Annotated in this window: 4 protein-coding genes; 3 read left to right on the forward strand and 1 reads right to left on the reverse strand. The window is 70.7% G+C overall.

Going from position 1 to position 13,604, the window contains the following annotated elements; translation table 11 throughout:
• Positions 1–31: 31 nt before the first annotated feature.
• The 3 genes from ACZ7OY_RS31915 to ACZ7OY_RS31925 all read left to right on the forward strand — a co-directional run bounded on the left by ACZ7OY_RS31915 (position 32) and on the right by ACZ7OY_RS31925 (position 11,086).
• Positions 32–3,874 (forward strand): laminin G domain-containing protein, encoded by a 3,843-nt coding sequence (locus tag ACZ7OY_RS31915; RefSeq protein ID WP_471914648.1) that lies wholly within the window; start codon positions 32–34, stop codon positions 3,872–3,874.
• Positions 3,875–4,070: 196 nt separating this feature from the next.
• A complete protein-coding gene (locus ACZ7OY_RS31920) occupies positions 4,071–10,598 on the forward strand; it encodes an RHS repeat-associated core domain-containing protein (protein WP_471914649.1) in 6,528 nt (2,175 codons plus the stop codon).
• 8 nt (positions 10,599–10,606) lie between these two features.
• On the forward strand, positions 10,607–11,086 hold the full coding sequence (locus tag ACZ7OY_RS31925; protein ID WP_471914650.1) for a hypothetical protein: 480 nt from the start codon (positions 10,607–10,609) through the stop codon (positions 11,084–11,086).
• 76 nt (positions 11,087–11,162) lie between these two features.
• On the opposite strand, the gene ACZ7OY_RS31930 is transcribed toward ACZ7OY_RS31925, so the two are convergent.
• A complete protein-coding gene (locus ACZ7OY_RS31930; RefSeq protein ID WP_471914651.1) occupies positions 11,163–13,547 on the reverse strand; it encodes a beta-L-arabinofuranosidase domain-containing protein in 2,385 nt (794 codons plus the stop codon).
• Positions 13,548–13,604 lie beyond the last annotated feature (57 nt).

Here is a 13,604-nt window from a genome sequence, read left to right on the forward strand (position 1 = left end):
GTGCGCCGACGGACCAGGGGGTCGGTGGGGAATGACAGAGTGGGGAATGACGGCGTACTCGCGTGCACGGCGCAGACGCAGAACCCGGGTCGCGGTCGTCGGCGCGCTGTCGGGACTGGTGCTGGCGGGACTTCCCGTCCTGTCGCCCACGCCCGCCGGCGCGGCTCCCGCGCAGGGCGCCGCCGCGCAGGGAGTCGCCTCCGCCACCTCGCCGGCGGCGCAGGCGGCCGCCCAGGCGGCGGAGTCCGGAAAGCAGGTCGAGGTGGTGTCCGAGCGCACCGAGTACTCGACCACCTACGCCAATCCCGACGGCAGCACGTTCAACCTCAAGCAGTCGGTGACCCCCGTCCGGGTGGCCCGGCCCGGCGGCGCCTGGGCGACGCCGGACGCCACGCTGGTCCGTCGTGACGACGGCCGCGTCGCTCCGAAGGCCGCGGTGGCCGGGGTGTCCTTCTCCGGAGGGGGCGACGGCAAGGACCTGGTGAGCATGGCCGAGGGCGGCCACACCCTGACGGTCGGCTGGACCGGTTCGCTGCCCGTTCCCACGCTGGAGGGCGACTCGGCCGTCTACGCGGACGTGCTGCCGGACGTGGACCTGCGGATGACGGCGACCACCGAGGGCTATCGCGAGGTCCTCGTCGTGAAGACGGCCCAGGCCGCCGCGAACCCGGCGCTGGCCGAGCTCCGTCTGCCGGTACAGGCCGACGGCCTGGTGCTCAGGGAGGGCGCGGGCCAGTCGCTCCAGGCGGTGGACGAGAACGGAGCCACTGTCTTCCGCGCACCGACGGCCCGGCAGTGGGACTCCACCGGCCGTGACGGCGAGACGGGCACGCCCGCACCTGCCGGGTCACCCGACGAGTCACCCGCCGGGTCACCGCCGGTGAAGTCCTCCGCCGCGAAGTCCACCGCCGTGAAGTCCACCGCCGTGACGTCCGGGGCCGCCGTGACGTCCGAAGGCACCCCGGCGGCGGGCTCCGCGGGCACGGGCGACGAGTCCGGTGCCACCGACCCCACCGAGGGCCCGAGCGGTGCCGCCACCGCCGTCCCGCTGGACGTGTCGGCCACCCAGAGCGCCATCACCGTCGTCCCCGACGCCGGCCGGCTCAAGGACGACAAGACCGTCTACCCGCTCTACATCGACCCGGACGTCTCCTGGTCGGAGTCCGAGCGCACGGTGCTCTCCTCCGACGGCGACGCCTTCTACAACTTCACCGGCGGAGACGAGGGCAAGGGGGTCGGCCTGTGCTCCATCTACTACACCGGCGGCTACGGCTACCCCTGCACCACCGGCACCCCGTACAAGCAGCGCATGTACTTCGAGTTCTCGCCGTCCGCGCTGAAGGGCAAGAAGGTGCTGGACGCCACCTTCCGGGTGACCGAGCGCTGGTCGATGTCCTGCACGGCGACCGTGGTGCAGCTGGTGCGCACCGGTGACATCTCCTCCTCCACCCGCTGGCCCGGCCCCACCGCCAACTGGGACGTCATGGGCGACCGTACGGTCTCCGCGGGCCGCGGCTCCGCCTGCGACCCGAGCCAGCCGGCGAAGCCGATCGAGTTCAACGACGACCCCAGCCAGTCGTACGAGAACCTGACCAAGACCGTGCAGTCCTTCGCGGCCGGGGACATGTCCCGGCTGACGCTGATGCTCAAGGCCGGCGACGAGGGCGACCCCAACGGCTGGAAGCGCTTCGACGACGACGCGGTCCTGGACGTGAACTACGTCGGCGTCCCCGGGCCGCCCACCGGCCCCGCCGTCCTGTCCGGCAGCGGCACCACCTGCGAGACCACCGAGTCGGACCCGGCGATCATCTCGGACCCGACCCCCGACTTCGTCTCCAACGTGCAGACGGAGTCCGGCGGTGAGAGCGGCGCGACCCTGCGCGCCCACTTCGTGGTGCAGAAGAAGAACACCGACGGCAGCTGGAGCGTCGCCACCGAACCGGTGCGCCCGTCCAGCGGGTTCGTCACCGACAACGCCAAGGTCCAGGTGACCTCGCCGGTGTCCTTCGCCGACGGGACCCTGGCCCGGATGCAGTCGTGGACCCGGTCCTACTGGAGCGGCGACGACCACATGATCGAGTCGACGCACAGCTCGGTGGTATCCAAGGGCTGGTGCTACTTCAAGGTCGACACCACCGCACCCAAGGCGCCCACCGTCACCACCGACGGCACCTACAGCCTGTGCACCGCCAACGCCTGCGCCGCCGGCGGCGGCCCCGGCATGGGCGGGAACTTCTACTTCAAGCCCGCCTCGGGCGACACCAACATCGCCAGTTACGAGTACCGGCTGCCGACCTGGCCCTCCTGGCACTCCGTCACGGGCTCCGCGCCGACCAAGCTGATCACGCCCGAGCTGCCCGGCACCCAGATCCTCCAGGTCCGGGCCAAGGACAACGTCGGCTCCGGGCGGCCCGGTGCCACCACCAGCTTCCTGTTCAAGGTGGCGGAGGGCGAAGGCGCCACCGGACGCTGGCACTTCGACGACGCGGCCCCCGGCTCCGGGGTGACCGCGGCCGCCGACAGCGCGACCACGACCGGCACCCGGCACGCCCTGACCTTCCACACCGCCGGCGCCGGCTTCTCCTCCCTGGCGCGCCGGGGCGAGGGGGACCGCTCCTTCTGGCTGGACTCCACCGTCGCCGCCAACCAGACCGCCTGGGCCGACACCTCGGCACCCGTGATCAACATGCAGGGTTCCTTCTCGGTCTCCACCTGGGCCTTCCTGACGGACAGCTCCGACTTCCGCACGATCGCCTCCCAGCTGAACTCCGACAACACCGGCTGGTCGCTGTACTACTCCTCGAGCGTCCAGCGCTGGGTGTTCCTGTGGTCCTGGTACGAGAACGGGGTGCGCAAGTACGTCGGCGCCAACGCCTCGGCCGCGGGCGTGCCCCTGAAGACATGGACCCACGTCGGCGGGGTCTACAACGCCACCGACCGCACCATCACCCTCTATGTCAACGGCCGTCCGCAGGGCTCCCCGATGGCACTGGGGACATCCGGCAAGCCCACCACCAGCGACGGCGTCCTGGAGGTCGGACGCGCGGGTTACGACGGCGGGTTCGAGCGCTACTGGCGCGGCCGCGTCGACGAGGTCGCCGTCTTCCAACGGGCCCTGAGCGACGGTGAGATGGCTCAGGAAGCCGGACTGATCGACCCGGACACCGGGAGCACCGCCGTGGAACTGGTCGGTGCCTGGAACCCGGACGGAGCCACCGGCACCACCCTGTCCGACCCGGTCAGCGGCTACGGCGGCCGGACCGTCACCCTCACCGGTGGCGCCACGCTGGACGGCGAGACCATCCCGCTGGACGGCGTCGACGACGCGGCGACCGTGCCCGGCCCGGTCGTGGACGACACCGGCTCCTTCACCGTGACCACCGAGGTGGAACTCGACGGCGTCGCCCTGGCCAAGAAGGCCACCGGCTACAGCGGGCAGGTCGTCGGCCAGCGCACCGCCGACGGATCCGCCTGGGGCCTGTGGTTCAACCAGACCGGCACCGAGCAGGTCCCGCAGGACGACGGCACCCTCAAGGACGTACCCGTCGGGTACTGGCGCTTCGGACGCCTCGCGGCGGACGGCAAGACCTACACCGCCGTCACGTCCGACAGCGCAGCCCTGACCGACGAACGCGTCCGGCTGACCGGCGCCTACAACGCCCAGGACGGGACGATCAGCCTGTACCTGGACGCCACACCCAACGACGTACCGACCGCCTTCACCGCGGTCGCAGGCAGCGGTGACTTCAGCGCGGGCCGGGCCTACGTGAACAAGGCGTGGGGCAACTACCTGCCCGAGAAGATCAGCGATCTGCGGATCTGGGTCGGGGCGCCCGCCAACGACATGCAGGTGGAGAACATGATCGGCGGCTAGCCGCGGGCTCGGGGCCCGGCCGAACGGGCCGGGCCCCGAGCAGTGTCCGCGGCCGCCCCGACGGGTGTCCGTGCCACGCCCCGCAGCCCCGGCCGGCCGGTCCGTCGGGCTCCTTCACCGTCGGCCTGCACGTGCGGGCCGGCCTCCTCCACCACCATCCGTGCACCTCCGTATGCCTTGGAGCGGAACCAACACCATGTTCTTGCGTCCACGCAGACGACGGAACGGCCCCGCGGCCACCGTCAGCCGCACCCTTCGTCTGGCCGTCGGGTCACTCGTGCTCGCCCTGAGCGTGCCGATCGGACTGGCCCCGATTGCACAGGCCGCCGACGCGCTCGGCCGGCCCCACACACCGAAGACCCGCAGCGCCGGCATGGTTCCGGCGGACCCCGCCACGGCGCAGGCGGCCCGGGCGCGTCTGGCCGGGGCCCGGGCCCGCAACCGGGCGGAGGGCGCCAAGGCCCTGGCCGCCCAGCACGCCACCTGGCCCAGCCCCGCCCGCGCCGGCCTCGTCCGCGGCAGGCGCACCGAGGTCGGCGGCCTGCCGGTCACCCTCACCGCGCCGACCACGCCGTCCGGCAAGGACAAGGCCGGCGCCAAGGCGAAGGACAAGGCCGCCGCCCCGGCCGCGACCGCGGCGACCGTGCAGGTGCTCGGCCGCAAGGAGGCCGCCGCCGCCGGCATCAAGGGCGTACTGCTGTCGGTCACCGCCGACCAGGCCGGTACCACCGGGCTGGTCGTGGACTACTCGTCGTTCGCCTCGGCCTACGGCGGTGACTGGGCCGGCCGGCTGCGCCTGGTGCAGTTGCCGGCGTGTGCGCTGACCACGCCGCAGAAGGCCTCCTGCCGCACCGAGACACCGCTGGCCGGATCGCGCAACGACATCGGCGACCGGACCGTCTCCGCCCAGGTGACGACCGTCCGCACCCCGACGGCCACCGCCGCCACGACCGCCCAGGTGGCGCCCGCCACCGCCGTCGTGGCGCTCGCCGCGGCCGCCGGTGAGTCGGCGTCGGGTTCGGGCGCGTACACCGCCACCCCGCTGAGCCCGTCGTCGTCCTGGCAGGCCGGCGGCTCCTCGGGCTCGTTCAGCTGGTCGTACCCCATGGGCACCCCGGCCCCGGCGGCCGGTCCCGCCCCCTCGATCACCCTCTCCTACGACTCCGGCGCCATCGACGGCCGGACCGCCAACAGCAACAACCAGGGCAGCGTCGTCGGTGAGGGATTCGACCTGTCGTCCGCCTCGTACGTGGAGCGTTCCTACGGCTCCTGCGACGACGACGGCCAGGACGAGAAGTTCGACATGTGCTGGAAGTACGACAACGCCTCCCTCGTCCTGAACGGCAAGTCCACGACCCTGGTCAAGGACGACACCACCGGCACCTGGCGGCTGAAGGACGACGACGCCTCGACCGTCACCCACGGCACGGGCGCCGACAACGGTGACGACGACGGCGAGTACTGGACGGTCACCACCGGCAACGGCACCAAGTACGTCTTCGGCCAGAACAAGCTGGACGGCGCCGGCACCGAGCGCACCAACTCCACCTGGACCGTCCCGGTCTTCGGCGACGACTCCGGGGAGCCGGGCTACAGCAACGGCACCGCCTTCGCCGACCGCGCGCTGACCCAGGCGTGGCGGTGGAACCTCGACTACGTCGAGGACGTGCACGGCAACGCGATGTCGTACTGGTACACCGCCGAGGCCAACTCCTACGCCAAGAACAAGGCGACCACGGCCACCGCCGACTACACCCGCGGCGGCTACCTCACCAAGATCCTCTACGGACAGCGCAAGGACGCCCTGTTCACCGGCACCGCCTCGCACAAGGTGACCTTCGACTACGCCGAGCGCTGCACCGCCGCGGACTGCTCGGACCTGAAGGACTCCACCGCCGACCACTGGCCCGACGTGCCGTTCGACTCCATCTGCAAGAACGGCGACGACTGCGACTCCAAGAGTCCCTCCTTCTTCACCCGCAAGCGGCTGACCGGGGTGAACTCCTTCGCCTGGGACGCGGCGAACAGCACGTACACCGCCGTGGACTCCTGGGCGTTCACCCAGCACTTCTACGACGGCGGCGACCTCGGCGACACCTCCGACCAGGTGCTGGTCCTCGACTCCATCACGCGCACCGGCAAGGTGGGCAGCGACATCGCCCTGCCGCCGGTGACGTTCACCTACGACAAGCGGCCCAACCGCGTCGACGGCACCGACGACATCGTGCCGCTCTACCGGCCCCGTATCCGTACGCTCATCTCCGAGACCGGCGCGGTGACCACCGTGACCCTCTCCGACCCGGAGTGCGTGCGCGGCCAGACCCCGGACGAGGACGACGACCACGCCTCCTGCTACCCGGTGTACTGGCACATCAACGGCGCCGCGGAAGCCGGCCTGGACTGGTTCCACAAGTACCGGGTCCTCGCGGTGACCACCACCGACCCCACCGGCAAGAACGCCACCACGGAGACCGACTACACCTATTCCGACCCCGCCTGGCACTACGACGAGAACCCGCTCACCCCGCAGGACGAGCGGACCTGGTCGCAGTGGCGCGGCTACGGCAAGGTGACCGCCGTCAAGGGCACGGATGCCGTGAAGTCCAAGACGGTGACCCTCTTCATGCAGGGCATGAACGGCGACCGGATGCAGGGCTCGGACGGCAAGCTCGACCCCACCGCCCGCAAGTCCGTCAGCGTGAAGCCGGTCGCCGTCTCCGGCCTGACCGTCGCCGACCAGACCGACAGCGAGCAGTACGCCGGCTTCACCCGGCAACAGGTCACCTACGACGGCAGCCGGGCCGTCGAAGTGACCGTCAACGACCCCTGGTCCAAGGTGACTTCCACCCAGCACGCCTCCTACGCCGACACCGAGGCCTACTTCGTCCGGACCGGCAGGACCGCCACGTCGACGTATCTGACGGCCAAGGACTCCTGGCGCACGCACACGAACTCCACCACCTTCGACGCCTACGGCATGAAGGCCACCGAGGACGACGCCGGCGACACCGCCAAGAGCGGTGACGAGATCTGCACCCGCACCTGGTACGCCCGCAACACCACCAAGGGCATCAACAGCCTCGTCTCCCGCACCCGCACCGTCGGGCGCACCTGCGCCACCGGCGAGGACCAGCTGACCCTGCCCACGAAGGTCGCCGATCGCGGCGACGTGCTCTCCGACACCGCCACCGTCTACGACAACACCGCCGCCACCGCCTGGAGCGCGAGCCAGACGCCGACCCTGGGCGACGCCTCGTGGACCGGACGGGCTGCCGCCTACCCGGCGACCGTCAGCGGCGGGGAACGCGCCCCGACCACCTGGCAGACCACGGCCAAGACCGTCTACGACACCCTCGGCCGCCCGACCACCGTCACCGACGCGGCGAACTACGCCACCACCACGGCCTACACGCCCGCCGCCGCCGGTCCACTGACTCTGGCCATCAAGACCAACGCGGCCACGCAGAAGACCTTCACGTACTACGAGCCCGCCCGCGGCAACGTCATCCGCTCCTTCGACATCAACAACAAGCAGACCCAGTCCACCTACGACGCCCTCGGCCGCGTCACCGCCGTCTGGCTGCCCAACCGCACCAGCGACCTGCCGGCCAGCTACGTCTACGACTACAGCATCAGCAACACCGCCCCCTCCTGGACCTCGACCGGGGCGATCAAGGCGGACGGCGACACCTACGAGACTGGCTACTCGATCTACGACGCCCAGCTGCGGCCGATCCAGACGCAGAAGCGCAGCCCCGAGGGCGGCCGGATCCTGACCGACACCCGCTACGACAGCCGCGGTCTGGCCTACGAGACCTACGCGGACGTCTACGACAGCAAGAACGCGCCCTCGGGCACCTACGCCCGCGCCGAGTACGGCGGCACCGCCAAGCAGACCGCGACCACCTTCGACGGCGCCGAGCGCCCGGTTACCAGCACCTTCTTCACCTACGGCGTCCAGCGCTGGTCCACCACCACCAGCTACACCGGTGACTCCACGGCCACCACGGCCGTGCAGGGCGGCTCCGCGAAGCGCGTGATCACCGACGCCCTCGGCCGCACGGTCGAGACCCGTCAGTACGCCACCACCTCACCCGACGACGCGGCCTACGGCGGCGCCACCGGTACCGCGTACAGCTCGACGAAGTTCTCCTACACCCTGGACGACAAGCAGGCGACCGTCACCGGCCCGGACAACAGCGCCTGGAGCTGGACGTACGACCTGTTCGGCCGCCAGGTGAGGTCCACCGACCCGGACAAGGGCACCGAGACCACCGGCTACGACAACCGGGACCTGCCGGCCTGGACCAAGGACGGCGCGGGCCGGGTGGTCATCACCGCCTACGACAAGCTGCGCCGCCCCACCGCCACCTACAAAGCGCCGGCGGACGCCGACCTGACCTCCACCACCGAGGAGCAGACCCCGGCCAACCAGCTCACCGCCCTGGCCTACGACCCCGCCGGCTACAAGGGCCGGCTGTCCTCGTCGACCCGATACACCAACGGCGCCACCGACACCGCCCACGCCTACACCCGCAAGGTCACCAGCTACGACAGCCTGTACAACCCGCTGGAGTCCACGCTGACGCTGCCCAGTGACGACCCGATGGTGACCTCCGGAGCGGTACCGTCGGCGACCCTGTCCTTCAGCGCCAACTACGACATCACCGGCGCCCAGAACCAGGACGTCCAGCCGGAGGCCGGCGGCCTGCCCAAGGAGATCATCGACACCGGGTACAACGACTACGGCCTGCCCGCCACCCTCAGCGGCACCCAGAGCTACGTCCTGGCGAGCGACTTCACCGCCACCGACAAGGTCCAGCAGCTCACCCTCGGGATCTCCGCGGCCGCGGGCGTCAAGAAGGCGTACGTGTCCAACACCTGGGACGAGGGCACGGACCGACTGACCCAGTCGGTGGTCACCGACGACACCCACGCCTGGCAGCTCCAGCAGCTCAACTACAACTACGACCAGGCCGGCAACGTCACCTCGCTCACCGACCCCACCACCCTCGGTGGCACGAGCAGCGCCGACAACCAGTGCTTCGCCTACGACGGCTACCAGCGCCTGACCGAGGCCTGGACGCCCAAGACGGCCGACTGCTCCGCCACCGGCCGCACCAGCGCCAACCTCGGCGGTCCCGCTCCCTACTGGAGCAGCTACGCCTACAACACCGCCGGCCAGCGCACCACCGAGACCAGCCACAGCACCACCGGCACCACGACCTCACGCACCTACTGCTACAACAGCACCACCCAGCCGCACACCCTGACCGCCACTCCCGCCGGGACCGCCTCGGGCGTGTGCACCGGAGTCACCGCGGCCTACGGCTACGACGCCGCCGGTGGCACCACCGCCCGCCCCGACGGCACCGCCACCCAGTCCCTGGTCTGGGACACCGAAGGCAAGCTCGGCAGCCTGAAGGAGACGTCCGGCTCCACCACCAGCACCACCGGATACATCTACGACACCGACGGCAACCTCCTCGTGCGCCGCAACACCGGCGGCGAGAGCGTGCTCTACCTCGGTGCCACCGAGGTCCACTACAACGCCGTCACCGGCAAGAAGTGGGCCCAGCGCAGCTACAGCCTCGGCGGCACCACCGTCGCGGTGCGTTCCAACCAGAGCGGCACCTCCACCCTCACCTGGCTCGCCGCCGACCGGCACAACACCGCGGGCCTCGCCCTGACCGCCACCGACCAGGCCATCACCAGGCGCTACACCACCCCGTTCGGCGCCGACCGCGGCACCGCGGTGACCACCTGGCCCGACGACAAGAAGTTCCTGGGCAAGGCGGCCGACGCCGTCACCGGCCTCACCCACGTCGGCGCCCGCGAGTACGACCCGCTGCTCGGCCAGTTCATCAGCGTCGACCCGCTGCTGGACACCTCCGACGGCCAGTCGCTCAACGGGTACGCCTATGCCGACAACAGCCCGCTGATGGGCTGGGACCCGGACGGCAAGGACAACTGGTGGGCCGACCCCACCATGAACAAGCCGGTGAACAAGGGCGGGACGCCCATCAGCCAGGACCTCGCCAACGAGCAGGGCTTCGGCTCCCTGTGCAACCCGAACAACTGCTCAGGCTTCGACCCGAACAAGATGCCGGCCGGCGGCCCGGCCTACGAGTACCCCCCGGTCCAGGCCGAGGACGCCAACCGTCCCGGCTGGGGCACGCTGAAGACGACCCCGCACGACAAGACCGTCTTCTTCATGGCCGGCTCCATGGCCCTGTCCTACGTCGCGATGAGAGGGTGGCAGCGCGGCTTCGGCCTCCTCGAACACTGGATGGAGAACAGCGGGGAGACGGTCGAGCTCAATGTCGCCGACATGATGAACAGCCTCTCCCTCATGCGCAAGGACGTCGGTTCGTACATCAAGCTCGGCACGTTCGACAGCGGCTGGCAGCCCGGCAGCGTCGCCACCAAGAAGAAGGGCGAGAACAAGGGCCACGACGCCGACGACTACTACTTCGCGCTCAACGGCTACCAGTACCGGGTGCGAGGAAACACGGAGATGCAGCGAGGCCATCTCACGGGTAGCGTCACGGTGGACGTGTACAAGAGATACAACTGGGGGAACATCGGGGGCGGCAAGCCCCGGAGTGATCTCGGCTACGGTCCGTTCAAGCCTCTGAAGCAGAACGACATGGCCCATCTGAACTCGGTGGGGCTGGCTCGCGACTTCGATGTCGTCGGTCACCAGACGTTCAACATCGGCTAGGAGAGATCATGTTCGACCGACTGCCACGCACTCCGGTGCTGTTCGTCGGCATGGCGCTCGCCGTCGGCCTGGTTGTTGCCTGTGATCCCGGCGGCCTGCACGCCGGCGAGAACAGGAAGCCGTTCCCTCACCAGGGCGAGTCGGACCTCGCCGATGTCAGCCTTGAGCAGGCGCTGTCCGACTACCGCGTCCGCCTGCCCAAGGCGGCCGAGGACATCGCCTACGGTGCCCTCAAGGCCGCGGACGGATACCCGTTCGGGGTCGAGTTCACGATGCCGTGCGACGGCGTTCCGGCGTTCGCCCGGGACAACCAACTCGCCTCCGCAGGCAAGGAAACCCCCTCCGGCGTGCGGGTGGACGCGATGGAGGCGGGATTCACGCTGGATGACAGCCCGGCCTACGCCCGGGCGAAGGGATCGAAGCTGCCCAGGATCGTCGGGGCGGTCTTCGAGAGATCCGGAACGTGCCGAGTGTTCCTCAGCGACTGAGGCCCACCGTCCTACGGCGTCCTGTTCTCCTCCAGTCGGAGGAGAACAGGACGCCGTCCGTTGTGCCGCCGTCCGTTCAGAGCAGCCGCCACAGATGGTCGTCGGTGCCGTTGTCGTCGAACTGCACGACTTGGGCGCTGTTCTGGGTCGACATGCCGTCCACGCCAAGGACCTTTCCGCTGTGCCGGTTGCGCAGCAGGGACCAGCCGTCGCCGCGGTCCACCAGGGTCCACAGGTGGTCGTCGGTGCCGTTGTCCTCGTACTGCACGACCTGGGCGCTGTTCTGGGTCGACATGCCGTCGACGCCCAGCACCTTGCCGCTCTGGCCGTTGCGCACCAGGAACCAGCCCTCGCCCTTGTCGATCAACTGCCAGGCGTGGTCCCCGGTGCCGTTGTCGTCGAACTGCACGACCCGCGCGCTGTTCGCCGTGGACATCCCGTCGACCCCGAGCACCTTCCCGCTGTGCTTGTTGAGGATGCGCCGGTACGACGGCTCCGGCACCCACGCACGGCCGTCCGGGGAGGCGGTCGGGAACGAGGCGATCCGCAGCCGGGCCGCGCCCATCGGGACGAGCGTGACCTGCTCCACGGCTCCCGTGGCCCGGGCCGGGCTCTGTTGCAGCGGGGCGACCACGTGCTCGTCGTCGGCGACCCACTCGGGTATCCGGCGGGCCTCGGCGGTGAGCGTGAGCGGAGTGCTCCCGAGCGTGAACGGGTTGGCCGCGAGCGGCCCGGGGGCGCGGTGCAGTACCGGTGAAGTGCCGGGCACGAGGCCGTAGTTCCAGGGTGTCGTCGCGTGCACCGCGTACTCGGGGAAGGTGTCGTCACCCGCGTACCGGTCGTACCGCTCCCCGATCCTCAGCGCGTAGGTCAGCGGGCCGTGCGCGACGCTCACCGCGTCGCGGTTGGCGGACCAGGTGCGGACCGTGGTGCGCTGCGGCAGGGTCAGTGTGACGCGGTCGCCGTTGCGCCAGGTGCGCGCGACCCGCACGAACGCGGGCCCGGCCGGGGCGGCGACCGCCGCGCCGTTGATCCGCAGCACGGGTGCCGCGCACCAGCCCGGTACCCGCAGCAGCAGCGGGAACGCGACGGCCCGCGGGGTGGACAGGGTCAGGGTGACGGTCTCGTCGAACGGGTAGTCCGTGTCCTCGGTGACGGTGACCGCCGTGCCCGCGACGGTCGCCGTGACGCTGCTGGGCGCGTACATCGCGGCGGCCAGCCCGCCGTCCGGGGTCGCCAGCCACAGCTCCTCGCTGAAGTAGGGCCAGCCCATGCCGTAGTTGTGCGGACAGCAGCGGTACTGGTCGACGCCCGGCTGGTACGACTGCATCGCGAAGCCGTTCTGGAACTGGCCCTCGGTCTTGCGGACGTCGTCCAGGTCCGCGCAGTTGGCGCTGGTGATGTAGTGCACCCCCTTGCCGTCGGGGTCGAGGGCGGCGGGCAGCAGGTTGAACGCCAGCTCCTCGCAGCGGTCCGCCCACACGGGGTCGCCGGTGATCCGCGTCAGCAGCTCGTGGCTGGCCATGAACTCGACGATGCCGCAGGTCTCGAAGCCCTGCCGGGGGTCGTCGAAGCCCGGCCTGATGTTCTCGTCTCCCGCGAACCCGCCACCGGGGAACTGGCCGTAGCCGCCCAGGACTTGTTCGTACGTGCGGTACGCGGCCCGGGTCAGGTCGGTCGAGCCGGAGCGCTGGGCGTACTGGGCGGGCTCCCGGAAGCCCTGGGCGATGTTGACGTTGTGCGCGCTGGGCAGGGGACCGGTCCAGTCGGCGCCCCAGGCGTGCATCTTGTCGACGAGATCGAGGAGATAGGGCTCACCGGTACGGCGGTACAGCCACAGCGCGATGTCCATCCCGTCGCCCCAGCGCAGCGACACCCAGCTGGAGTCGAACGCGCCGGAGCCCTGGGCGTTCATGAAGCGCAGGAACCGGCCGACGAAGGGCACGACACGGGTGTCGTGCGTGTACTCCTCGTAGGTGCGCAGTGCCTGGAGCAGGGGGAGGAAGGGCCAGAAGTCGGGGCCGCCGTTCAGCGCGGTGCGCAGGGCGCGCGGGCCGAAGAACCCGTCGCTCTGCTGGGTGGCGAGGACCGCGTCGATCCAGCGGCGGGCCGTGGCGAGGGCGGTGGAGTCGCGGGTGGCGATGGCGAGGGGGACGTATCCGCGCAGCCAGTAGGGGAGTTCCTCCCAGCCGTCCCGGTCGGGGTGGGCCCAGCCGCTGGTCGACAGGTCCAGGAAGTGGGAGCGTTCGGCGTAACGGCCGCACAGTCCGGCCAGTTGCAGGCGCAGTTGGCCGGCGAGCCAGCCGCGGGCGGTGATGCTGCCGGGCGCCAGCCGGGTGAAGGCGTCGGGGGCGAGGCCGGCCGCCGCGGCGGCCGGCGGCGCGGGGAGCAGGGCGCCGACGGCCAGGGCGCCGACGGCGAGGCCTCCGGTCTGCAGTAAGTGTCGCCGGGCGATGGCCATGCGGCTTCTCCAGTCGGGAGTGGGGGGGGTGGGGGAGCGGCGGAGCCGGACGGTGGT

Source organism: Streptomyces sp. NPDC107559, assembly GCF_055657365.1.

What these genes read in the sequence shown, in the direction of transcription:
- ACZ7OY_RS31920 (WP_471914649.1), top strand. Translation starts at nt 4,071, where the DNA reads ATGTTCTTGCGTCCACGCAGACGACGGAACGGCCCCGCGGCCACCGTC.
- ACZ7OY_RS31925 (WP_471914650.1), top strand. Translation starts at nt 10,607, where the DNA reads ATGTTCGACCGACTGCCACGCACTCCGGTGCTGTTCGTCGGCATGGCG.
- ACZ7OY_RS31915 (WP_471914648.1), top strand. Translation starts at nt 32, where the DNA reads ATGACAGAGTGGGGAATGACGGCGTACTCGCGTGCACGGCGCAGACGC.
- ACZ7OY_RS31930 (WP_471914651.1), bottom strand. Translation starts at nt 13,547, where the DNA reads ATGGCCATCGCCCGGCGACACTTACTGCAGACCGGAGGCCTCGCCGTC.